At 38.8% G+C, this 23,192-nt stretch carries 19 protein-coding genes and 1 pseudogene; 14 read left to right on the forward strand and 6 right to left on the reverse strand.

Annotated features, from left to right (window positions below; genetic code table 11):
* Positions 1 to 13 precede the first annotated feature (13 nt).
* From dapD to IGJ27_RS01690, 5 genes are read left to right on the forward strand one after another with little or no spacing between them, the layout of a single operon-like run.
* A complete protein-coding gene (gene dapD / locus IGJ27_RS01670; protein WP_034699414.1) occupies positions 14 to 709 on the forward strand; it encodes a 2,3,4,5-tetrahydropyridine-2,6-dicarboxylate N-acetyltransferase in 696 nt (231 codons plus the stop codon).
* Between the two features lie 14 nt (positions 710 to 723).
* Positions 724 to 1,725 carry an aspartate-semialdehyde dehydrogenase gene (locus IGJ27_RS01675; protein WP_178306211.1) on the forward strand — a complete coding sequence of 334 codons (1,002 nt, stop codon included), beginning with the start codon at positions 724 to 726 and terminating at the stop codon, positions 1,723 to 1,725.
* Entirely contained in the window at positions 1,722 to 3,071 is a 1,350-nt protein-coding gene (locus tag IGJ27_RS01680) for an aspartate kinase (protein WP_161652492.1), read from the forward strand. Before IGJ27_RS01675 ends, IGJ27_RS01680 begins: the two co-directional genes overlap by 4 nt.
* Positions 3,031 to 4,140 carry a M20 family metallopeptidase gene (locus IGJ27_RS01685; protein WP_178306210.1) on the forward strand — a complete coding sequence of 370 codons (1,110 nt, stop codon included), beginning with the start codon at positions 3,031 to 3,033 and terminating at the stop codon, positions 4,138 to 4,140. Before IGJ27_RS01680 ends, IGJ27_RS01685 begins: the two co-directional genes overlap by 41 nt.
* Before the next feature lie 29 nt (positions 4,141 to 4,169).
* On the forward strand, positions 4,170 to 5,336 hold the full coding sequence (locus tag IGJ27_RS01690) for a pyridoxal phosphate-dependent aminotransferase (RefSeq protein ID WP_178306209.1): 1,167 nt from the start codon (positions 4,170 to 4,172) through the stop codon (positions 5,334 to 5,336).
* A 164-nt stretch (positions 5,337 to 5,500) separates the two neighbouring features.
* On the opposite strand, the pseudogene IGJ27_RS01695 reads toward IGJ27_RS01690, so the two are convergent.
* Together IGJ27_RS01695 and mazE are read right to left on the reverse strand one after the other, a co-directional pair.
* A pseudogene (locus IGJ27_RS01695) lies at positions 5,501 to 5,843 on the reverse strand (type II toxin-antitoxin system PemK/MazF family toxin).
* Entirely contained in the window at positions 5,843 to 6,073 is a 231-nt protein-coding gene (gene mazE, locus IGJ27_RS01700; RefSeq protein ID WP_088745657.1) for a type II toxin-antitoxin system PemI/MazE family antitoxin, read from the reverse strand. Before mazE ends, IGJ27_RS01695 begins: the two are co-directional and overlap by 1 nt.
* A gap of 459 nt (positions 6,074 to 6,532) precedes the next feature.
* Here mazE and IGJ27_RS01705 point away from each other — a divergent pair, with 459 nt between their 5' ends.
* Positions 6,533 to 7,912: an FAD-dependent oxidoreductase gene (locus IGJ27_RS01705; protein ID WP_010720192.1), complete on the forward strand. Its 1,380-nt coding sequence runs from the start codon at positions 6,533 to 6,535 to the stop codon at positions 7,910 to 7,912.
* A 180-nt stretch (positions 7,913 to 8,092) separates the two neighbouring features.
* Here IGJ27_RS01705 and IGJ27_RS01710 read toward each other — a convergent pair whose 3' ends face one another.
* Positions 8,093 to 9,058: an AraC family transcriptional regulator gene (locus IGJ27_RS01710; protein WP_081127653.1), complete on the reverse strand. Its 966-nt coding sequence runs from the start codon at positions 9,056 to 9,058 to the stop codon at positions 8,093 to 8,095.
* 462 nt (positions 9,059 to 9,520) lie between these two features.
* Here IGJ27_RS01710 and IGJ27_RS01715 point away from each other — a divergent pair, with 462 nt between their 5' ends.
* The 5 genes from IGJ27_RS01715 (at position 9,521) to IGJ27_RS01735 (ending at position 17,186) form a co-directional block, all read left to right on the forward strand.
* A complete protein-coding gene (locus IGJ27_RS01715) occupies positions 9,521 to 11,512 on the forward strand; it encodes an amylo-alpha-1,6-glucosidase (RefSeq protein ID WP_178306208.1) in 1,992 nt (663 codons plus the stop codon).
* A gap of 17 nt (positions 11,513 to 11,529) precedes the next feature.
* A complete protein-coding gene (locus tag IGJ27_RS01720) occupies positions 11,530 to 12,870 on the forward strand; it encodes an MFS transporter (protein WP_178306207.1) in 1,341 nt (446 codons plus the stop codon).
* Between the two features lie 111 nt (positions 12,871 to 12,981).
* Positions 12,982 to 13,953 carry an AraC family transcriptional regulator gene (locus tag IGJ27_RS01725; protein ID WP_010720188.1) on the forward strand — a complete coding sequence of 324 codons (972 nt, stop codon included), beginning with the start codon at positions 12,982 to 12,984 and terminating at the stop codon, positions 13,951 to 13,953.
* Positions 13,954 to 14,255: 302 nt separating this feature from the next.
* Positions 14,256 to 15,587, forward strand: coding sequence for an MFS transporter (locus tag IGJ27_RS01730; protein WP_053765841.1), 1,332 nt, complete (start codon positions 14,256 to 14,258; stop codon positions 15,585 to 15,587).
* A gap of 18 nt (positions 15,588 to 15,605) precedes the next feature.
* Positions 15,606 to 17,186, forward strand: coding sequence for a family 78 glycoside hydrolase catalytic domain (locus IGJ27_RS01735; RefSeq protein WP_053765840.1), 1,581 nt, complete (start codon positions 15,606 to 15,608; stop codon positions 17,184 to 17,186).
* 264 nt (positions 17,187 to 17,450) lie between these two features.
* Here the strand turns inward: IGJ27_RS01735 and IGJ27_RS01740 are convergent, their stop codons facing one another.
* The 3 genes from IGJ27_RS01740 to IGJ27_RS01750 are packed head-to-tail and all read right to left on the reverse strand — an operon-like array spanning position 17,451 to position 19,604.
* Positions 17,451 to 17,696 (reverse strand): hypothetical protein, encoded by a 246-nt coding sequence (locus IGJ27_RS01740; protein WP_178306206.1) that lies wholly within the window; start codon positions 17,694 to 17,696, stop codon positions 17,451 to 17,453.
* A gap of 59 nt (positions 17,697 to 17,755) precedes the next feature.
* The gene (locus IGJ27_RS01745) at positions 17,756 to 18,253 is read right to left on the reverse strand and encodes a hypothetical protein (protein WP_053765838.1); all 498 of its coding nucleotides are present in this window, start codon (positions 18,251 to 18,253) and stop codon (positions 17,756 to 17,758) included.
* The gene (locus IGJ27_RS01750) at positions 18,216 to 19,604 is read right to left on the reverse strand and encodes a Y-family DNA polymerase (RefSeq protein ID WP_053765837.1); all 1,389 of its coding nucleotides are present in this window, start codon (positions 19,602 to 19,604) and stop codon (positions 18,216 to 18,218) included. Before IGJ27_RS01750 ends, IGJ27_RS01745 begins: the two co-directional genes overlap by 38 nt.
* Positions 19,605 to 19,987: 383 nt before the next feature.
* Between IGJ27_RS01750 and IGJ27_RS01755 the strand changes: the two genes are divergently transcribed.
* The 3 genes from IGJ27_RS01755 (at position 19,988) to aroF (ending at position 23,180) form a co-directional block, all read left to right on the forward strand.
* Positions 19,988 to 20,221, forward strand: a complete 234-nt coding sequence (locus IGJ27_RS01755) for a DUF1858 domain-containing protein (protein WP_034699449.1) — start codon at positions 19,988 to 19,990, stop codon at positions 20,219 to 20,221.
* Positions 20,218 to 21,522 carry a DUF438 domain-containing protein gene (locus IGJ27_RS01760; RefSeq protein WP_178306205.1) on the forward strand — a complete coding sequence of 435 codons (1,305 nt, stop codon included), beginning with the start codon at positions 20,218 to 20,220 and terminating at the stop codon, positions 21,520 to 21,522. The genes IGJ27_RS01755 and IGJ27_RS01760 overlap by 4 nt, the downstream gene beginning before the upstream one ends.
* Positions 21,523 to 22,160: 638 nt before the next feature.
* Positions 22,161 to 23,180 (forward strand): 3-deoxy-7-phosphoheptulonate synthase, encoded by a 1,020-nt coding sequence (aroF, locus tag IGJ27_RS01765; protein ID WP_053765835.1) that lies wholly within the window; start codon positions 22,161 to 22,163, stop codon positions 23,178 to 23,180.
* The last annotated feature ends 12 nt before the right edge of the window (positions 23,181 to 23,192 follow it).

Genomic DNA, 23,192 nt, shown 5'->3' on the forward strand with positions numbered 1-23,192 from the left:
GGAGAGAAAGCAAATGGACGCACAAGCAATTATACGTTTGATTCAAACAGCTGATAAAAAAACACCGGTTAAAGTGTATTTAAATGTCACTGAACCAATTAAATTTGAAAAGTGTAAAGTATTTGGTCAGGGGAATAGCCAAATTATTTTCGGTGATTACCAAGAAATCGCACCAATCCTCGCAAAAGAATCCGCTAAAATCATTGAGATCGAAATAGAAGAAACAGCTAGAAATAGTGCCATACCTCTGCTTGATTTAAAAGAAATCAATGCTCGGATCGAGCCAGGAGCAATTATTCGGGATCAAGTAACGATCGGTGATCATGCGGTCATCATGATGGGAGCGATCATCAATATCGGTGCGGAGATTGGGGAAAACTCGATGATCGACATGGGGGCAATCTTAGGCGGAAGAGCGATTGTCGGCAAAAATTGTCACATTGGTGCGGGGGCAGTGTTGGCGGGTGTGATCGAACCGGCTTCCGCTCAACCAGTGGTGGTTGAAGACGGTGTCTTGGTTGGTGCGAATGCTGTCATTGTTGAAGGTGTCCGTATTGGCAAAAATGCAGTCGTGGCGGCTGGAGCAGTTGTTTTAGAAGATGTAGCCGCTGATACCGTAGTGGGTGGAACGCCTGCCCGAGTATTAAAAATCAAAGACGAACAAACGAGGGAAAACACCGCATTGATCGCTGCATTACGGGAATTATAGAGAGGATGAAAAAGATGCGCAAAATAGATACCTGTATCGTTGGAGCAACTGGTTTAGTTGGTCAAACGATGTTGAACGTGTTAGCAGAATATGATTTTCCAGTAGGTCGTTTGAAATTATTAGCATCCAAGCGTTCAGCTGGAAAAATCTGTGTGTTTAAGGGAAAAGAATACACAGTAGAAGAATTAACAAAGACATCATTTGACGGGTATGATTTAGCGCTTTTTTCAGCCGGAGCAGAAATTTCACTTGAATTTGCGCCACTTGCTAGAGAACATGGGTTGGTCGTCATTGATAATTCTTCTGCTTGGCGAGAAGATCCGTCGATTCCGTTGATCGTTCCAGAAGTCAATCTAGCAGATCATGAAATGAACCGATTGATTGCCAATCCAAACTGTTCCACGATCCAAGCCGTTTTACCATTAAAGGCATTGCAACAGACATTTGGTGTCAACCGCGTGAACTATTCCACCTATCAAGCGGTCTCTGGTTCGGGGCAACAAGGGCTAACTGATCTTCACGCCACTCAAAAAGGGCAGGAACCTTCGCTTTATCCGCATGATATCAGTCAAACAGTCATCCCCGAAATTGATGCACCGTTGGTTGATGGGTATACGAAAGAAGAACACAAAATGATGGCTGAAACAAGGAAGATCCTACATTTGCCTAACTTACCTGTCTCGGCTACTTGTGTACGTGTCCCCATCGAAGTTGGTCATGGTGTTTTAATCGCAGTCCAGTTGGCACAGCCATTTTCACTTGCAGCAGTCCGTCAATGTCTACAACATTTTCCGGGAATAACAGTCGTGGATGATTTGCCCAACCATAGTTATCCGACCAGTATCCTTGCTAAAGGAACAGATGAGGTATACGTCGGCAGACTCCGGCATGATCCTACATTGGAAAATGGGCTGTTACTGTATACCGTAGCGGATAATATCCGTAAAGGCGCAGCTGCGAATGCTGTACAAATCGCCTCTGCCTTGTTATCACCAATCAGGGAGGGGATCCAATGAAAGTCGCAAAATTTGGTGGCTCATCGATGGCTCATGAAGAACAATTCAAAAAGGTAAAATCTATTATTTTAGCTGCCTCTGAACGAAGTGTGATCGTTGTTTCCGCTTTAGGAAAACGAACAAAAGAAGATGACAAAGTCACGGATCTCTTGTATTTGATCCATGCCTATCTTCATCATGGAGTCGACTGGACACCTTTGTGGGAAAGGATCTGTGAACGATTCATTCAAGTGAGAGATGTCTTGTCGTTGACTTTTCCGATTGAAGATGAATTGTTAGAGATCCAAAAAAAATTACAGCGAGAAAAAGTCTCGCAAGATTTTTTGGTCAGTCGGGGAGAATATCTCACTGCGAAGTTATTAGCTGAATATGTTGGTTATACGTTTATAGATGCGAAAGAACTGATTTTCTTTGATTATACGGGTGAGATCGATGAAGAACGGACGAAACAAGCAATAATAACTATTTATCAAGAAAAAGGCCCACTAGTAGTCCCAGGATTCTATGGTGCTAATCCAGTTGGAAAAGAAAAATTGATGGGGCGAGGTGGGAGCGACATCACTGGCGCAATCTTAGCCAAACTATTGAATGCCGACTGTTATGAGAATTGGACGGATGTTTCTGGGATTATGATGGCTGATCCACGAATCATTGACACGCCAAAAATCATCAAAGAAATTTCATTTAGAGAATTACGAGAGATGGCGTATATGGGGGCAAATGTTCTCCATGAATCAGCTATTTTCCCAGTACAAGAAGCAGGTATCCCGATTCAAATAAAAAATACGAACGATCCAGAGGCGCAAGGCACTAGAATTTCCAGCAAAGAAGTCGAAAAAGAAAATGGCTTAACAGGGATTGCTGGAAAAAAAGATTTTCTTTCGCTAACACTATTTAAACGACATATGTCTGATGAAATCGGGTTTATTTGGAAAGCAATGAGTGTCTTTGCGAATCATGGTATCTCGATCGAACACATTCCTTCGGGGATCGACAATATTGGAGTAGTCGTTTCAGCAGAAGCCATTGCAGATCAATTATTTTTGATTACCAAAGAGTTAAAAGAAAATTTGGGTGTCGAGGAAGTCGAAATTATCGAGAATCTGGCATTGATCTCAGTTGTTGGCGGACCACATAAAGAACTGATAGGACTTTCTGGCAAAGTCTTATCCATCTTAAATCAACTAGAGATTCGGACGTCGATCTTATCCCAAGGGGCACAAGAATTAAACTTGATCATTGGGGTAAAAAATGAAGAATATGAAACAGTCGTTAAAGGGCTCTATGAAGGGATGGTGAATGCCGATGTTAGCCAAACATCGCATGGCGTTACATCAAATTCCTGAAATCGGCTTTCATGAATTTAAAACCAAAGCGTATTTGCATGAACAAATCAAGGATCTTGGGGGAGTCCTGCATGAAATCGGCGAGACTGGTTTATTGCTTTATTTTGATCATCAACAAAACGAAACGATTGCTTTTCGGACAGATATTGACGCCTTGCCGATCCAAGAAGAAACAAATCTTCCCTTTGCTTCTACTCATGAAGGGATGATGCATGCGTGTGGTCACGATGGACACATGTCGATGTTATTAGGGTTAACGGAATATATCGCAGATCATAAAGAACAGTTAATGTACAACGTTGTTCTGATTTTTCAGCCTTCGGAGGAAATATCTGGCGGAGCGGAAAGTGTTATTCACACAGGCTTGTTAGAGGACTATCAAGTCCAAGCAATTTTTGGGTTTCATCTATGGCCAGGTCTTCCCAAAGGCGAGATCTATTCACGATCGGGCGCCTTTATGGCACAAAGTAGTGAAACAGATATCATTGTCAAAGGGAGGTCTGCACATATTGCCTCTAGTGAACAAGGGATCGACAGTATCCGAGGTGCCGTTGGTTTTATGAATGAAGTATACGAGTTGGAACAATCTTTACCTAAAGAATGGCGACGTTTAATAAAATTTGGGCAGATCACTGGTGGTACGATTCGAAATGTTTTAGCAAATGAAGTGACTATCTCAGGCAGCATTCGTTCTTATGATCAGCAAATCCAAGATTCGATCAAAGCACAACTGGCTGATTTAGCAGAAAAATTTCAAAAAAATTCGCAGGTATCGATCCAATTCCGTTATAATGATGGATATCCAGCGGTCATCAATGATCCTCACATATATACAGCCTTGAAGCAATCAGAAAAATTACATGAGCTTGAACAACCGGTCTTGCAAGCAGAGGATTTCGGTGTTTATACCCAGAAGTATCCATGTGTTTTTTTCTTTCTCGGTGTCGGTGATACACCAGCACTTCATGATGCACGATTTGATTTTGATATGGCTGTGTTAGAAAAGGGTGTCGCTTGGTATCAAACGATCCTTCATACAAAAGGACTTTTGCTAAAAAAGGATCAGTGACAAAGAAGTGATAAAAAGGAGAAAACCACATGAATTTAACCAATCGTTTTAATCACAGGCTTGCAAAAATAGCAGTGTCACAAATCAGAAGTTTTGACCAACAAATTTCTGCTATCCCCGATGTCATCAAGTTAACCTTAGGAGAGCCTGATTTTCCAACACCCGAACATGTCAAACAGGCGGGGATCACTGCTATTGAAGAAAATTATTCCCATTATACGGGGATGAGGGGACTACCCGAACTTTGTGAAGCTGCTTGTTTATTTCAAAAAGAACGTTATGGGTTGGTATACGATCCTCAAACTGAAGTACTAACGACAGTTGGTGCCACAGAAGCAATCGCTGCTTCTTTACTAGCGATTTTAGAAGAAGGCGACAAAGTATTGATTCCTGCGCCTGCTTATCCTGGCTATCAGCCGATAGTGGATCTTGCTGGAGCGGAATTGATCACGATCGATACGTCAGAAACAGGCTTTATTTGCCAACCAGAACAGTTAGAAGCAGCCTTTGCTACTTATGGCGACTCGATCAAAGCAATTATCTTGAACTATCCAAGCAATCCAACAGGAACACTGTTAACTTCAGAACAAATGGCAAAATTAGCTGAAGTCATCAAACAACGATCGGTCTTCGTGATCAGTGATGAAGTCTATGCAGAGTTGAATTATGTCGGAGACCATGTCTCGCCAGCGTCTTATCTTCCGGAGCAAACAATTGTGATTAGCGGCTTATCCAAATCTCATGCAATGACCGGCTGGCGGATCGGCTTTATTTTTGCTCAAAAATATGTGATTGATGAAATCATCAAAGTCCATCAATATTTAGTCACTTCAGCCACTACAATGGCTCAAAAAGCTGCGGTTGAGGCACTTACTACCGGAATGTATGATGGGGAAAAAATGAAAGAACAGTATGCGAAGAGAAGAGATTATCTTTTAAGTCAATTAAATGAGTTAGGGTTTGAAGTCATACCACCTGATGGCGCCTTTTACCTGTTTTGTAAACTGCCAAAAGAAGTTACCTTGAATTCTTGGGAGTTTTGCTTACAGTTAGCAGAACAAGGCAGAGTCGCCTGTATCCCTGGTTCAGCTTTTGGACCAGAGGGTGAAGGCTATATTCGGATTTCTTATGCAAGTAGTTTGGCAGAACTTACGGAAGCTTGCCAACGGATTCGCCTTTTTTTAGCTAATATATAATCAAAAAAAATGAAAAGCTGCGTTCGTTTTATTGAACGAAGTTTTTCATTTTTTTGTTTGTTTTGTTGATTGAAAGAAGATCATTTGTCATTTTTCTTTTTTAATGGTGTACATTTTTTAGTTTTATTTGGCATAACGAAAGATTATGATCCAATTTAAGGTGCTTAAAATATATACTGGATAATCTGATCAATTTTAGCCATATCTTGTAAAGGTAAATTTTCGACCTTTTTGAGTTTTCTTTCCTTGAAATCAAGTGATTTTAATTGAGAAATAAGTACTTGTCCCTTTGTATCTAAATCTTTGGGAAGCGAATAGGGTGTCGGTAGATTTTTTATAGTAGAAGTAATTGGACAGATTATTGCAAACATTGTTGTGCAATTAAATTCATAAAGAGATACAACCAATCCTGGTCTTTTCTTTTTGAATTTCTTTGCCTGTGGATGGATCAAAATCGATCCAAACAATATCCCCTTTTTTAGGAATATAATTTCTAGCTTTAGGCACTATAAAATTTCTCTCCCTTTAGGAGTTAAGTCTTTCCATTCATCTTTTTCGTAATACTCAGCTTCTTGTCCAGCACTAAATGGATCTTCGATTTTAGGAACTAATGTGATTGTCCCATCTTCAGAGTAGACAACAATATATTCTTGATTTTCTGAAGGTTTTTTACCATTGTCAGACGGTAGAGTAATTACTACAGAACCACCTTGTAATCTAGATTTTGTAATGAGCACATATACCACCTCTTTACTCTTATAGTACTATACAACATTAAGTAACGAAAATTTTTTCCTATATTTATTTGTAAATGTTAAGTGTTCTGAAACGATCTTTTTTGTACAGTTATTATTTTTGGTATGTTTTTTTTCTAATTTCATGGCTGAGGAGGTCTATAGTACCAGCTAACTTTATTAGTATGGAAAATGTTTTTTATATAAATTTTACAAGTTAAGTCAAGCGATATAATTGACAAATAATAGCATAACCGTTTTATTTTTCTGTACAGTTATTTCTTATAAAAAATATTGCCATCTAAAAAGAAAGTTGATAAACATTTAAGTCAAAAACTTAATAGAGAAAGTCTTATTTTTTCTGTCCAATATTTGGGCATTTCTTTTGATTTATAAAAAATCGAGTGTTATGTTTGAATTGTTTAGAGTTATTCTAAATAATTGAACAAGGAGGTTTCATCAATGGAGAAAACAAAGGTTATTATTGTCGGCGCATCTCATGGCGGACATCAATCGATTTTAGAATTGCTATCTAGATATGGTGAAAATGTCGATATCACCTTATTTGAAGCAGGGGATTATGTTTCGTTCATGTCATGTGGCATGGAATTATATTTAGAGGACCAAGTGACAGATGTTAATGATGTACGAAATTTCAGACCAGAAAACTTTCCACAACCCAATGTTCACATTTTAAACAATCATGAAGTAAAAGCGATTCATGCAGACCAAAAGACAGTAACGGTGACTAGTATCTTAGATAAGAGTACCAAAGAGTATGAATATGATAAATTGATCTTAAGCTCAGGAGTAAAACCAAATTCATTGCCAGTACCAGGAACAGATTTAGAGAACGTTTATTTGATGCGTGGGTACGATTGGGCTACTAGAATCAAAGATAAATTAACTGATCCAGCGATCAAAAATGTAGCTGTTATCGGTGCAGGCTATATCGGGATCGAAGCCGCTGAAGCTTTTCAAAAAGCAGGGAAAGAAGTGACGTTATTAGACGTGATTGATCGACCATTAGGCACTTATTTAGATCCGGAAATGACGGATATTTTAACCGAACATTTAAAAGAAAAGGGTATCAAAGTCGTGACGGGTGCGAAAATCACTGCTTTCACTGGTGAACAACAAGTCGCTGCGATTCAAACAGCAGATGAAGAAATCGCGACAGATCTTGTGATTCAAGCAGCTGGAGTCAAAGCGAATACGGAATGGCTAAAAGGAGTCGTAGATTTAGATGATCGTGGTTGGATCGTTACCGATGAATATTTGCAAACTAATTTACCTGATGTGTATGCAGTAGGGGATGCAACCCTTGCTTATTCGATACCTGCCCGCTCAAAAATGCCGATTGCACTAGCAACAGTGGCAAGAAGAGAAGCACGATATGTAGTCAAACATCTATTTGAGGATACACCAAGCCAACCATTTGGAGGCGTTGTAGGTTCTTCGGCATTAAGTGTTTTTGATTATCACTTTGCAGCTAGTGGTTTGAATAGTTTTACAGCAGGAAAAGCAGGCGTAGCCATTCGCACAGCTTATTATGAAGATACTATTCGTCCTAAATATGTACCTGAAGAATATGGGAACACGAAAGTTTCAATCCAATTATTCTTTGACCCAATGACACATCAAGTCCTTGGCGGAGCTGTTTTATCTACTTATGATGTGACTGCTCAAGGCAACGTACTAGCGCTAGCGATCCAACAAAAACTGACGATTGAAGATTTAGCAGAAGCTGACTTTTTCTTCCAACCAGGTTTTGATCGCCAATGGAATATGATCAATCTAGCCGCGCAACAAGCATTGGGAGAAGAACCATTTGTAGAATAAAATCAAACAATTAGAGACATTCATTAGACATGTTGTATTTTACGTAAAATATAAATGAACCGCCTGAAACACTTCAATTGTTTCAGGCGGTTTTTGTTATTTTTTTGTGTTAATAACTTTTCGCCACTGTTTTACAGTTGGAATTAGTAAGATGCACCATTCATGTTTCAACTACTCTTTTTACATCCGTTTTTTTCGGAAATAATCAGGTGTTTTTCCGGTTTCTTTTTGGAAAAGTTTGAAAATCGAAGGGACACTTTTATAGCCGATTTTTAAGGCAATCGTACTTAAACTATCGTTTGTTTCTAGCATGAGTCGCTTTGCTTCAGATAAGCGTTTTTGATCGATCAACTCTTGGAAACTACTACCGGTTTTATTTTTTAACAAGTTGCTTAAATAGTTTTTGTTATAGCCAAAAGTTTCTCCTAATTGCTGTAAGGTGATTTCTGCATAGTGATCATTGATATAATCTAAGATTTGAATCAGCGGCTCATTACGAATCGTTTTTTTATTCGTGATAATCACTGGTGCTTGGGCGCTTTCTACCATCAGTGAAGAAAATAATAAATTCAGCAAAAGTTGCTTATGCACAGACTCTTTTTGATAAGTGGTCATCATCAGACTTTTAATTAGCTGATACGCTAAGGGACTCATTGATAAGTCTAGTAGGATATAACTAGTATGTTCAGTAGGCGAACGGGTTGCTTGAAAGAAAAAATCTGTGATTAGATTATTGGATTTTGGTAGATTAGGCAATAGAATATTTTGAATAGCTGGAATATCAAGGAGGAAATTGATCAAGATATCCTCTGCTCCTACATAATCGATTTGTTGGATAACCTTACTATCTAACAGAAGTAACTGTCCTTTTTCTAAATGAAAAACGTCACCGTTCAAACGCTGGGTGCACTGCCCATTGAATAAAAAATTCAACTCAATAAAATGATGGGTATGCGCGGGTGTGTAAGAAAATCTTGGATGTTTGTTAATTGCGATTGATCCAAACTCAAAGAACTTACTTTTAGGAATTTCTGGAACGATCGAACGATGATAGTTGAGGTTCATTGTATTAATATTTTTACCTGATTTTTTTTGCAATTTTTCGATTTCCGTTTCTTTGAATAACTCTGCGATCCATTTCTCCATGAACTTCACCTCTTAATGATCATCTTACCTTGCTATTAATGTAACACAACTTCTTAACCAAAAAACCTGTAGATTTGATATAAACATTCTGGATTTTGGAAATTGTTCCCTGAATATGAAAGCGGTTAATATGTAGAGGGAGAAAAAGCATAAGTGTTTAGGAAGGAAAACTTAAATCTTTTAGCTGTTGATTGATAACGACTGTTTCTGTTTTTTTTAAGTGATAGAAAGCGCAAAATGGAAAATTTTAACCTATTTTTGAGGAAGAGTGAGCTATCAAAATGACTAAACAAATATGTTCATTTTGCTTAACTTTCGCTAGTTTGGGTGAGACGTACGGGGCTGTTTCATTTGTTATTAATCAATATGTTTAAAAGGCTTAGACTATCAGTTATTGACAATGAGAAAAAAGAATCGTGCATGATTACCAGTGCTACGACCCAAAACCAAGGAGTGTGGAAGATGAATAGTGAAAAACAAACAAGATGGTTATGGTACCCAGGAGATTTTGAAATCAGACAAGGATTATTACAAAATTTTTCAAGAGAAGAAAGAGGCTATGACTGGCCTGCTTATTGGAACGTTGATGATTGTCATAAAAATGTGAAATTCAAACGTTACTACGAACTGACAGAACCAACTTCTTTTATTGTTTATGCAACAGGGATTGGCTATGTGGAAGTGAATGGGAAAAAGTATCCACTTAAAGAAACAATCAATTGTCAGCCTGGAAAGAATAAAATCAGGATTTTTGTAGGCAACGCAACTGGATTACCCGCTGTCTTTGTCGAAGGAGAGGTTATCAAGAGTGATTTAGGTTGGCGAGCAAGTAACTTTATTGAAGAACTACCAGCTGGTTGGAGCTCCCTTTATTTGGATAAAGCAAACGATCCAAATCATGTCTATTTTGAAAAAAAAGTGGTTACACCTGTTTCAATCAACGAACAGAATGATGGGGTATTGATTGATTATGGTCGTGCGGTTTACGGAACACTGGCAATCAAAAAAATGACACATGGACAACCGATCATGATTTGCTATGGTGAATCTGCATCAGAAGCATTGGATGTGGAGATGTGCTATTACAAGGAAAAAGCAGCTACTGTTGAAACAATCCCAAGAAAGCGTGCTTTTCGGTATTTGTTTGTTCCAGATGTTGCGAAGGAAGAAATTGAGATCGAGGCGATTCATGAATCCCTTCCTTTAACCAATCATGCTGCTTTTTCTTCAGACAATGTCCTTTTAAACAAGATTTGGGAAGTTTCTGTGGAAACATTTACCCTATGTAGCGGATTGTTCTTTATCGATGGGATCAAGCGAGATCGGTGGATCTGGTCAGGCGATGCTTACCAAAGCTATTTTATCAACCAATATCTCTTTTTCGATGAAGAAATCAATACCCGAACGATGTTAGCGCTTCGTGGGCAAAATGAAATCAAGCAACATATGAATACGATCGTTGACTACTCGATTTTATGGATCATCGCTGTTGAGAATCACTATTTAATGACGGGCGACACGGTTTTCTTGAAACAAATCTATCCTAAGATGAAGACGATGATGGACTATCTCCAAGCACAAACGAATGAACTTGGCTTTATTTATGGGCGAGAAAAAGATTGGTTGTTTATTGATTGGACGGAGATGGATCGAGAAGGAACCTTGGCAGCAGAACAAATTCTATTGCTTAAAGCTTACCAAACGATGATGACTTGTGGAGCTGTTTTGGGTGAGGTAGATGACTACGAACAGAAGTATCAACAACTAAAAGAAAATGTCATGAGCTATTTCTGGGACGAAGAAAAGCAGGCATTTATTGATTCCTATGAATCGAAAAAGCGCCACGTAACTCGTCATGCCAATATCTTTGCCATTTTATTCGATTTAGTGGAACAAGAAAAGAAAGAACAGATTTTAACCCATGTATTGTTAAACCCTGAAATTACCCAGATCACGACACCTTATTTCAAATTTTTCGAGCAAGATGCTCTATGTAAAATGGGTCAAACAGACCAAGTGTATCAAATCATCTGTGATTACTGGGGCGGAATGGTTGAAAGAGGGGCAGTGACATTCTGGGAAGAATATATCCCTGAGGAAACGGGCGAACAAGTGTATGAAATGTATGGGGATCCTTTTGGCAAAAGCTTATGCCATGCTTGGGGAGCAAGCCCAATCTATCTATTAGGCAGATATTTCGCAGGTGTCCGACCACTTTCACCAGGATATCAAACTTTCGTCGTTGAACCTAATCTAGCTGCCTTTGAAAGTCTAAACATGCAAATACCAATCAAAAATGGACTTGTCACAATCAATAAAGAACAAGAACAGCTACACATTTCAACGACACGAGAAGGAGGGATTCTCCGTATCAACCAACAAGAGGTTCATTTAGAGCCAGGAAAAAATTATGATATCTCCCTTGAAACAACTAAGAGCAAACAACTGATTTGAAAAAGGAGAGGATTGGAATGCAACAAACACGAATCAGTGTAAAGGAAAAAATTGGTTTTGCTTTAACAAATCTCGGAAATATCCCAGTGATGACGTTGTTGAATACGTACCTTTTGATTTTTTATACCGACGTAATTGGCATTAATCCTGCTGTAGTTAGTACGCTTTTTCTGGTCTCCAGACTACTTGATGGTTTCAGTGATCCTTTATTAGGTTTTTTGATCGATCGTTTCCCAGTGACACGCTTTGGCAAATATCGCCCGATTTTGGTGCTAGGAACAGTAATTTGTTGTATCAATTATTTACTCGTTTGGTTTGCACCGTTACTTTTTACTAGTCAAAAAATCGTCGTTATCTATATTTCTTATATTTTGTTAGGTATCACTTTTGATTTAATGGATATCCCATTAAATAGTTTGATCCCAGTATTAACCGATCAAGAAGCCGATCGAAACATCTTGTCGTCCATAAAAGGTGTGTCGTATACAGTAGGACCTACTTGTTTGAATATTTTGGCACCGTTGATCCTTTCCGCTTACAATAATGGGCTTTCTGGGTATACCTTGTTGATTGTCGGAACGGTACTAGTCGTCTTGTTCTTCACGATTTTTGGTACATTAGCACTGAAAGAAAGAGGGGATGAAGAGCCCGCTGAATTATCGCAAGAGCGCGGCTATTCTTATAAAGAAGCGCTTGCTATCTTAAAAATTCGTCCAGTGATGACCCTATTTATCAGTATGCTTTTTATTACCGCCGCAAGCAATATCTTTAGTGGATCGCTTTTGTATTATTTGAACTATATTTTGAATGACACAAAATTGCTAAGTTTCGCTAGTTTTTTAGGACTGTTTGGTGCTTTAGGAGCAGGTGTGTTGGTCCCTAGTTTATCTAAGCGATGGGGGAAGAAAAAAGTATATGTTGGCGCATTATCTTTACTCTGTTTAGCGATGATCGTGATGATCGGCGTGCATCAATCGAAAATGATTTTCTTAGGGGCTTATCTTGCTGTCCAAGTTGGCTTAGGGCTGACCAATACTTTGCAGTATAGTTTATCTGCTGATAATGTGGATCAAATAAAACACGAGTTGGGAATTGAAACAGCAGCGCTGATCGCTTCGTTGAATTCTTTTATCATGAAGTTTGCGATGGCGATTGGTGGAGCTATCCCAGGATTTGTTTTGAGCTATACAGGCTATGTAGCGAATCAGGCGCAATTATCTAGCGCATCATTTGGCATTATTTTCTCTACTTTTGTAGTACCACTTGTTTTTTACCTAATCACGCTCGGTGTTTTCCAAATCGGTTATCCAGCGAATTATTTATTTGTTACGACTAAGGAAAAACCTTCCATTGGTTGATTTGCTGCTTTTTCGTTCGTTAGACTGAAAGATAGTTACCTAATTACCTAAAAGATCCGGTTGCTATTGACGAAAAGCTAACTGAAAATGAAGAAAAAGGGGAGGATGCCAGTGTTTACCTTTGAGCAACTAAAAACATTTTTGATGGAAAATAACGAAATTGAATGTCGACAACAAATTGATGGTCAAAATATCAATGACCAACAGTTGCCCTATGAGACAGTCGCAGTACCTAAAATGCCCAAAAACCAATTTTTCAAAGAGGGTAATATCTTTATCAATAAACATCATCGTTACGCTGAAATGCCTGCACATACGCATGAATTTGTTGAATTTAACTATATGTTGTCTGGTTCATGTGTCCAATATGTCAACGATAAGAAAATTCACTTGAAAGAAGGTGAATTGCTGTTATTAGACAAAGAAATCGTTCAGCGTATCGATCCTTTAGAAGAGGAAGACCTTTTGATCAATATTTTATTGAAAGGGGAATCGATTACGACTGACATCGTGATCAATATGGTGAAGTCACGTGGATTGGTCAATGAATTTCTATTAAATGCTTCGCAGGAAAAAGGAAAACATGATGAATTTATCCATTTTCATTGTGGTGATAACTTAGAAGTGCAAGGGTTATTGCACAAAATGATTTTGGAATATTACAACAAACAAGACTATTATATGCGGGCACTGAATCTGAGATTGTCTTTACTATTGATCGAACTTACCCGTGATTTAGAAGAATATGTTACGCAACGTGAGAATCAGGAATTATTAGAGATTTTACGATATATCGATCTTCATTTTCGAAAACTGACACTGAAAAATCTAGCGAAACATTTTGGTTATAATGCAAATTATTTAAGTAATAAATTGAAAAAAGAAACAGGGAGTTCTTTCCAAGAATTGATCAATTCTTTGCGGTATAAAACGATGATCGAGTTGATGAGAGAAACGAATAAAACTTTTGAAGAAATCTCGTATGAACTTGGTTTTGAAACTCTTGCTTCTTTGTATAAATTAGTCGGAAAATACACAGAACTGACACCTAAAGAACTCAAAGATAGTCTGTTAAAAAAATAGAATAGGCAGTTGTGATGCAACGAGTCCTTTTTCTCAGGTGATCTGTAAAAAAGATTTGACCAATCATGAACTGGCAATGAAAAGCGAAGATTAACGAAAGCGTATTCCAAATGTATTGGATAAGTGTGAACCTTCTTTTCGTTTCCTGAATGTTCGAAAAAGAATCGCTTGTTTGATTCGCTTAAGCATACGAATGTGATTTGGATAAAAAGAACACTTTTTTTGCTATAGTCCTGAGTAATTCATACGTTTACAATTCTAACTGTTCGAACTTATAAAACTTATTTTAAGGAGTGTTTTTTATGAAGAAACAACAGGCATCAACTACTACCACGGTCAAAGAGTATTCGCCTCTAGCTGTCGCTGCTGGAATTGGCTCCATGCTTGGATCTGGCTGTATTGTTGGACTCTCAGCGACGATTCCCGTTTGGCAAAAGGGACTAGAGCTGACAACTGGACAAGTCGGGATCGTTTCTGGCGGGCTAACTTTTGCAATCGCTTTCGGATCGCTGTTTACTGGACAGATATCAAAAGCATTTGGCTTGATCCGTTCATTTAACTGGATCAATTTGTTTTACGCGATCGGAGCTGCGGTCTGTATTCTAGCCACAAGTTTCCCAATGCTCTTATTAGGCGTGATTATCATGGGCGTAGCATCTGGAGCAGACTTACCATTAAGTTTGACCGTTGTTTCTCATGATGCACCTGATGAGCATACTTCTGCTCGTTTGATTTCTTCCACACAGATTTTTTGGCAAGTGGGGATATTCATTTCTTACATCTGTTCGTTTCTTTTATCGGGAATCGAAGGTGTGTTAGGAGCAAGAATTGTTTTTGCCATCTTATTTACGTTTGCAGTGATCACTTGGTTATGGCGGACACTTTCACCTAAGTTTAGACAATTTCATGAAGCCGGAGCTGCTCGACAAGCAATGACCAAAGTGACAAGCGACTCGAAAGAAGTTTCTTTCAAGACAGTACTATTTGGGGAAAACAAACAAAAATACCTTGGCTTTTTCGCCGCTATCTTGATTTTTTATGTGTGTTGGAACCTCTTAGCGAATACTTGGGGACAATTTCAAACCTATGCTTTGACAAATGCCGGAGCTAGTCAAGCACAAGCTACAGGATTAGGGATCGGGTTGAATGTGATTTCTTTAGCAACAACGATTGCATTTGCCTCTGTTGCAGGTGGTAAATTTAGAAACAAAGCTTTCTTTATTGGGGCAGTCGTTCAATTTGGCGCAATGTTAGGTATGGCATTGATCGGTGGTGGTGCAGGATTTATTGCATTAGCGATCACAATTGCTTTTTATAATTTTGGGAATCCACTAGCCGGAGAAGCAATCTACAAAGTGTGGACACAAGAATCTTTCCCAGCAGAAACACGAGCTTCACTTCAAGGGTTCATCAATGGTTTTTCCAGAATGTGTTGTGGATTATTTGCTTTTGTTACCCCTTACTTAGTTGCTCCTGATCGTATCCAGACGTCTATGTTTGGCTTTGCGGGAATCGTTTTAGTAGCAACAATTGCTGGAGTAATCATGATGCGTCTACAGAAAAAATACCCAGTGATTGATCCCGTGGATAAAGAGCTGACTGAAGGAGAAATGACTGCATCGTTCACCAAGTAAAGAAGAGGAGAAAGCAAGATGGCATTTACTTTTCAAATCAATCAAGATGTGCGTTGGAAGAAAGACGAGGCACTGCTAACCAAAGCACAACAACATGTACCAAATCTTCTGAAAACGAAGATCGAACCAGTAGCAATCGCTGAAATCGTTGAAGACCCACATGGTTTGAATGGGTATTCAGCAATTAACAGTGACAAAGAAATCAAACAACTAGCTGATTATACCTTAAAAAGGGATGAAGCGATTATCTTAGATTTAGGGGATCATTATGTTGGGCATTTTAGTCTGTCCATTGACTCGGTTGGTTCGCCAATGGATGCGCCCTTATATTTACAACTGAAATTTGCGGAAGTACCCGCTGAACTTGCGGCAGATTCTAGTGTATATGATGGTTGGTTGTCAAAGTCTTGGATCCAAGAAGAATTTATCCATCTAGATGTTTTACCGGCACGTTTAGAATTACCAAGAAGATATAGCTGTCGTTATATTGAGCTAAAGGTGTTAGATACTTCACCCAAGTGGCAAGCTAGTTTTTCTGATCCGCTTTTTATCGCAGAAAGTTGTGTGTCACTCGATCAATTACCAAAGCCTGTGATCGCTGATGAAGAACTTGCTTCCATCTACCAAGTTTCTGTTAAAACATTATTTGATTGCATGCAAGAAGTCTTTGAAGATGGGCCCAAACGAGATCGCCGATTATGGATTGGTGATTTACGTTTACAAGCGTTAGCGAATTATGCGACTTTCGGTGATTTAGCTTTAACGAAACGTTGTCTTTATTTATTTGGTGGGATGACGACCAGTGAAGGGAAGATTCCAGCCAATGTTTTCACAGCCCCGCAATTGACACCAGATGATACGTTTTTATTCGACTATAGTTTGTTTTTTGCAGTGATCTTAGCTGATTTTTACCATCAGACGAAAGATTCAGTTGTCTTGCAGGATTTATATCCAGTAGCGAAAAAGCAGATGGAACTAGCACTGACATGTGTCGATGAAGAGGGACGCCTGAATTTGTTAGAAGAGTGGCCAGTATTTATCGACTGGTCGAATGAGTTTGAAAAGAGTACAGCAGGGCAAGCAGTGTTGATCTATGCGATGAAACGATTCAACCAGTTGGCAGAACAAGTGAAAGATCCACAACTGAGTCATTACCAAGAAACAACAGAGAAACTGATTGCGTTTGCGAAGCAACAATTATTTGATGAAGAACAAAAGCAGTTTATTATTGAAACAACCGGAGAAATCAATGTGGCGAGTCAAGTTTGGATGGTTTTAGCAGAGGTCTTTGATCAACCAATGAATCGAGAAATTTTGGAGACGATGATTGCGCATCATTTTCCGATCACAGGGATTGCTACACCTTATATGTATCATCATGTAGTCGAAGCGTTATTTGTAGCTGGACTTCAAGAAGAAGCTATCCAGTTAATGAAAAACTATTGGGGCAAAATGATTCAGCTGGGAGCAGACACTTTTTGGGAAGCTTTTAAACCAGAAGAACCAGATTTTTCTCCTTATGGCAGCCCGATCATCAGTAGTTATTGCCATGCGTGGAGCTGTACGCCAGCGTACTTGATCGAAAAATATCTAAATTGAAAAAGCAGTCAGTTACTTTACATTGTCAACTGAAAAAAAGACAGTTGGATCGTTAAGTAATGATTCACTGATTCATCCTAGACATAAGCAAAAAATCTCAAAACCATTTTTGCGGTTTTGAGATTTTTTGCTGTAGTATGAAACGGACGAGCAGTTTATCCGTATAATCAAAGGTTTATCGCTTACAAGAAGACTTGTACGTTTTTTTGAGGGAGTCCATGCGTCCCATATAATAGGATTAGGTGTTCCAATTATATGGCTTTGTTAGGATGTCGGTTCCTTTAGATGTAAAATATCTTCCCAAAAGTGAAAGTATTGATCGGTCAATTGGATTTCAACGATGTCCACCCAATGAATCAATTGCTCATCTAAGGAAAATCCTTTTTCTGTCATGTCTCGTTGGACAAATCCTCGATAAGAGTTGTTATCCTTACAGCGGACAATGATTTCTTGTTTGGCAATAAACGCAGTGATAGCGATCGTTTCAAAATGTTGATGGACTGTTCTCAAAAAATCACTTCTTTCTAGTTTAATGAAATAGGCATTTTATGCTGATCAATGGCAAAACGCTACTCTTCTTCAGGAAAACTTTGGTAAAATTCATCTTTGATCGGAACGATCTCTTCGTTAAGACTTCGGTTACTTAACGTTTCATGTTGTGTGACTGACTGGGGAAAATAGGAAACATCAAACCACTTATCTTCCTGTTTTATTTGAACATGTCGGACGTCACACCAGTGAACGGTCTGTTCTTCAAGGATAAAATAGTCGTGATAAGCTTCACCAGTAAAGAAACCCTCGATGCTTTCTAAGTAGCGGCCAAATTCATCCTTGGTATTTAATTGCAGACTTACTTTTTTATGGTAAAGAAAAGCCTCTAATAAAACACTATCCATTTCTTCTCGAGACATTTGTTCCAACGGACGAATCTCTTTCACTGCCCACGCTTCATTTTTTTTGATCCCAGTGACTAGCTCTTCCATAGCGAATGCGGTGCCCCATTTTAATCCGAATGGGCGATCTCGGTATTCATTGTAGTCGAGAAATTCTTTTTTTGTTCGACGCATAGCCCTCACCTTCAATACCGGCATGACCACCAGCGTGTCCGCCAACGAGTGAACTCCTTGCGATCGCACGGCCACCTTCTAATAAGCTATGGGCATGGACAATTGCACTGAACCCATATTTTTGGCGAATACGATCAACGACAAAATCGATTTTGGCATCGTTGACTTGTTCATCGGGATCTGTAAATAGATTCAATTGCAGACTGTCTGTGTAAATTAGTTTAGAGCAGTTGACACCGACACTGCGAATGTCTTGATGCTGGTAATGTTTACGAAAAAGATTCAATAAAATGAGACTGAGTTCATGACTAGAATTTGTCGGCTCAACTTTTAGTTGTTGATGAAATCCAGTTTTCCCTAGACGATCTCGATAACCTAAAGAGTAGCCCATCCACAAGCTAACAACTTGCGCTTTCGCATGTTCACGCCGCAGACGAGTTCCGACTTGATCAGCCATTTCTTTAAGAACGATTTCAAGTTCTTCACGCCTTGTATAATCACGATTCAAAATTTGACTATTCCCAATACTTTTTGATTTGGGGGTATAGTCTTCTCCCAAAAAGCTTCGATCAATTCCCCAAGCATGGGCAAAAAGCTGGGTGCCAATCACTCCAAATTTTTCTTTTAGTTGGTAATAATCCGCATGAGCTAAATCATGAACAGAATGAATCCCCAGTCGTTTGAGCCGTTTGGCTGTCCGATGTCCAATTCCCCAAAAATCGGTGAGAGAAGGAATACGCCAAACGTTGTCTGCCACATCTGCATAGCGCCATTCGGCCTTTCGCTCTTTTCCTTTAGAACCGTTATCCAACGCTAACTTAGCTAGTAGTGGATTATCACCAATCCCAATAGTTGTATGGATTCCTGTTTGTTGGTAGACATCCTGATAGATGATTTCAGCCAGATCCCAAGCACTTTTGACTTTAAAAAGTTTCAAACTGTTGGTGACATCAAGAAAGCTTTCATCGACAGAATAGACATGGTGATTCTCTTCATCCACGTACTTTTTATAAATAGCATTGATCTCGGTATTTTTTTTCATGTAGTAAGCCATTCGTGGAGGGACCATATAAAGATCGTCGGGATAGGGAAAGGGTAAATCTCTTGCTCGACTGATATTTGTAATATGATAGGCTTTTTTTGCGGCTGGACTAGCAGCTAAGATCAAGCCACTCCCACGTTCATCGGTTTTCCCTGACGGATAGGACATGACGACGAGTTTGGTTGTTAGAGGATCTAAATGACGTTCGGCACACTCAACAGAAGCATAAAACGACTTACAATCGATGCAAAGAATATCTCTCGAAGGTTCTTTTGTGTAATCAAAGACTGGATTTTGATTTCGAATCATATTCGTCACCTCTTCTTATTGATTAGAACACATGTTCGTGTTTTGTGTCAACGAAAAAAACGTGATGGAATGGGTAAAAAAACAGTGGAGAAGAAGATTGTTGTCTTTTTATCGTTTAGAGAAATGGGTAGTATCTGAAGCAAAATTAATTGAAAGAAAAAACAGCTGGATGACCTCATTAGTTAATAAAAAAAGTTATTTTATTTTTTGCTGATCAGAAAGTCATTAGGAAATTTTACACTGAAAAAAGAATGAGCCTAGATATACTCATCATTAGAATGGTAAAAAAAGATTTGCTTTGAAATTATCGTGTAAAAGTGCACAAAATCGTTTATAATGAATCCGATCGAATGAGAACGATTCTCAATGAAGGAGGAAGTAAAATGAGAGAAATCGATTTTTCCAAAACATTATTTGAATTAGTTACTGAATATCCAGAAGTCAAACAAATCATGGCAGAGCTAGGATTTAATGCCATCAACCAACCTGGGATGTTGCAAACTGCTGGTCGCTATATGACGATTCCTAAAGGGGCTCAAATGAAAAAAATCCCTTTAGAACAAATTGTTACGGCCTTTGAAACATCAGGATTTATTGTGAAAGGATTGGTAAAATGAAACCCACGAATCAACGACAAGAACGGATTGTTGAAATCCTGTCACTTTTACATAAAGGTGGTTCTTTTGAAGAAGCAAAACGATTGTTCAATGAAGAATTTGAGGGAGTCGATGTTACAGAAATCACTGCTGCGGAAAAAGCATTGATCCAAAACGGTCTTGATCCGTCAGAAATCCAAAAGTTATGTAATATCCATGCAGCTGTTTTTAAAGGAGCGATCAATGAGATCCATCATTCCAATTATGAACACGCACAACCAGGACACCCGATCCATACCTTAAAGTTAGAAAACCAAGTGTTGCAGTCGTTACTGACGGATGAAATTGACGGGTTATTGGCAAAAATGGCTAAAGGAGATTGGTCACAAAAGGAACGATTGCAACACGCTTTGACTGATTTATTGCAAATCGACAAGCACTATGCACGAAAAGAAACGTTGATCTTTTCTTATATGGAAAAATACGGAATCTCAGCCCCACCTAAAGTGATGTGGGGTGTAGATGATGATATCCGTGAAATGATCAAAGCGCTGAATGCTTATTTAGCTACAGACAAAGCGGCTTATAATCCGCTATCCGAAAAATGGGAAGCAGTAAAAACAGAAGTTGAAGAGATGATTTTTAAGGAAGAGGAGATCATGGTACCCATGACCTTAGATGTGTTTAGCCTTAAAGATTGGGAACAAATCGCTCATGACAGCTTTGATATCGGTTTTGCGTTTATCCCTGAACCACTTCCATGGAAGCCAAGCCAAGAATCACTCGAAAAAGAAAGCAAACGGGAACCAGCTCGTCAATTAGCCATTAAAAAAGCTAAAGAAACGACCGATGGTATTGCTGCTGGTCTTGGGATCGAAGAGTTTACGTCAGAGGCAGTTCAAGACGAAACAGCACCTATGACTGATTTAGTTGTGCAATTCCCGACAGGAGCGTTACAGTTGGAGCAATTAGTTGCCTTGTTTCAAGTGTTGCCTGTGGATTTGACATTTGTTGATCATGAGGATCGGGTTCGTTTCTTCTCAGAAGGAAAGAAACGGGTCTTTCCAAGAACTACTTCTGTCATTGGTCGTGAAGTCGTCAACTGTCATCCACCAAAAAGCATGCATCTTGTCCAACAAATCCTTGACGATTTCCGTACAGGAACAAGGGATTCAGCAGAATTTTGGATTGATATGAGAGGACGGAAAATTTATATTCGCTACTTTGCTTTAAAAAATGAGACAGGTGATTATCTTGGGTGCTTAGAAGTCACGCAAGATATTACTGAGATCCAAAAGTTAGACGGACAAAAACGATTGTAAGAGCGGGAAAATTTCAAAATAAAGAACAATTTCAGCTCACTTTTGGGCTCGTTTGATTATAGAAGTAGAAGCCGGACATGCTGTTGATACTTTTCTATGGTATTTTCAGCATTCTCCTGCGACTATTTAGTGGGTAAATTGGAGTTTTTATCAGGTAAAAGCCCTTTTTTCATACCATTTGATCATTTTATTCAAGAAATTGTTTGACTTCTTTCAAAAACATCTCTATACTTAAACTCAATCTTATATCAGTTTGGAGCGATTATTATGAAAATCACACATAGTTCACAACTGAATAATTATTACTTTAGCTATTTTAGATAAGTTTGTATTCATACGATTATGGGTGCAAACATCAGCGTTTGTTTGTATCTATGATGGCTAAGGATGTTTGAGATGACTTGCTCGCCGCATAGATGAAAAATCTATAGTGGCTTTTTTATTTGATTGATTCAGGGGCTCACTGTAGATGGATTTTCTACGGTGGGCTTTTTTTGTTACATAAAGGGGGAACTAAACGCATTCAAACAAGGTATAAGCAAAGTAACGATTGATTTGCAAGAATTTATGTAATCCAATCAAACAGCGAGGAAATCGATGAAGCGAAACACAAAATAAAAAACAAAGGGAGTTATTGTATGATTCTAATCATTAAACCAGGTATCCAAGAAAGTGAGTTAACACAAGTGATTGAACGTATTAAAGAAGAAGGGCTAGATGTACAGATCAACCATGGTAAAGATCGTTTTGTCTTAGGGCTTTTAGGAGATCCAAAGGTAATTCGGGATGTTCCGTTTGAACGCTACGATATCGTAGAACGTGCCGTACCGATTACCAATACGTACAAATTGACGTCACGAGAATTTCATCCTCAAGATACGATCGTTGATGTAGCTGGAGTGAAAATCGGTGATGGAAGTTTTGTGACAATGGCTGGTCCTTGTTCTGTCGAAGGGGAAGAACAAATCATGGAGACAGCACGAATGGCTAAGGCTGGTGGTGCTAAAATCTTACGTGGTGGTGCCTACAAACCAAGAACGTCACCATACGCTTTCCAAGGATTAGGTGAAGAAGGGTTGAGAATGATGCGTAAAGCTGCGGATCATTATGACTTGAAAGTGATTACCGAAGTGATGGATGAAGCGCATATCGATGTGGTCAGTGAATACGCAGATATCATTCAAATCGGCGCACGAAATATGCAAAATTTCCGTTTATTAGAAGCTGTAGGACGAACAGGAAAACCAATTGGCTTAAAACGTGGCATCTCAGGTACGATCGAAGAGTGGTTAAATGCCGCTGAATACATTGCAGTTCAAAACAATTCAAACATCATCTTCATTGAACGCGGAATCCGCACTTACGAAACAGCTACTAGAAATACATTCGATCTAAGTGCCGTACCACTGATCAAAAAATTAAGTCATTTCCCGATCATCGTTGACCCAAGTCATGGAACGGGTGTCTGGGACTTAGTGACACCAATGGCACGATCAGGTGTTGCTAGTGGGGCAGATGGAATGATTGTAGAGATCCATCCTGATCCGATTCATGCTTGGTCTGATGGACAGCAGTCATTGAATGAGAAAAACTACCTGAAAATGATGAATGAAGTGGACATCTTAGTAGAAGCGATGAAGAAAATCAACGCTTTATAGAGAGGAGAAACA

The sequence above is a fragment of the Enterococcus sp. DIV1726a genome, assembly GCF_051710985.1.
Classification (GTDB): Bacteria; Bacillota; Bacilli; order Lactobacillales; family Enterococcaceae; genus Enterococcus_B; species Enterococcus_B hirae.

What these genes read in the sequence shown, in the direction of transcription:
- dapD (WP_034699414.1), top strand. Translation starts at nt 14, where the DNA reads ATGGACGCACAAGCAATTATACGTTTGATTCAAACAGCTGATAAAAAA.
- IGJ27_RS01675 (WP_178306211.1), top strand. Translation starts at nt 724, where the DNA reads ATGCGCAAAATAGATACCTGTATCGTTGGAGCAACTGGTTTAGTTGGT.
- IGJ27_RS01680 (WP_161652492.1), top strand. Translation starts at nt 1,722, where the DNA reads ATGAAAGTCGCAAAATTTGGTGGCTCATCGATGGCTCATGAAGAACAA.
- IGJ27_RS01685 (WP_178306210.1), top strand. Translation starts at nt 3,031, where the DNA reads ATGTTAGCCAAACATCGCATGGCGTTACATCAAATTCCTGAAATCGGC.
- IGJ27_RS01690 (WP_178306209.1), top strand. Translation starts at nt 4,170, where the DNA reads ATGAATTTAACCAATCGTTTTAATCACAGGCTTGCAAAAATAGCAGTG.
- IGJ27_RS01705 (WP_010720192.1), top strand. Translation starts at nt 6,533, where the DNA reads ATGGAGAAAACAAAGGTTATTATTGTCGGCGCATCTCATGGCGGACAT.
- IGJ27_RS01710 (WP_081127653.1), bottom strand. Translation starts at nt 9,058, where the DNA reads ATGGAGAAATGGATCGCAGAGTTATTCAAAGAAACGGAAATCGAAAAA.
- IGJ27_RS01715 (WP_178306208.1), top strand. Translation starts at nt 9,521, where the DNA reads ATGAATAGTGAAAAACAAACAAGATGGTTATGGTACCCAGGAGATTTT.
- IGJ27_RS01720 (WP_178306207.1), top strand. Translation starts at nt 11,530, where the DNA reads ATGCAACAAACACGAATCAGTGTAAAGGAAAAAATTGGTTTTGCTTTA.
- IGJ27_RS01730 (WP_053765841.1), top strand. Translation starts at nt 14,256, where the DNA reads ATGAAGAAACAACAGGCATCAACTACTACCACGGTCAAAGAGTATTCG.
- IGJ27_RS01735 (WP_053765840.1), top strand. Translation starts at nt 15,606, where the DNA reads ATGGCATTTACTTTTCAAATCAATCAAGATGTGCGTTGGAAGAAAGAC.
- IGJ27_RS01745 (WP_053765838.1), bottom strand. Translation starts at nt 18,253, where the DNA reads ATGCGTCGAACAAAAAAAGAATTTCTCGACTACAATGAATACCGAGAT.
- IGJ27_RS01750 (WP_053765837.1), bottom strand. Translation starts at nt 19,604, where the DNA reads ATGATTCGAAATCAAAATCCAGTCTTTGATTACACAAAAGAACCTTCG.
- IGJ27_RS01755 (WP_034699449.1), top strand. Translation starts at nt 19,988, where the DNA reads ATGAGAGAAATCGATTTTTCCAAAACATTATTTGAATTAGTTACTGAA.
- IGJ27_RS01760 (WP_178306205.1), top strand. Translation starts at nt 20,218, where the DNA reads ATGAAACCCACGAATCAACGACAAGAACGGATTGTTGAAATCCTGTCA.
- aroF (WP_053765835.1), top strand. Translation starts at nt 22,161, where the DNA reads ATGATTCTAATCATTAAACCAGGTATCCAAGAAAGTGAGTTAACACAA.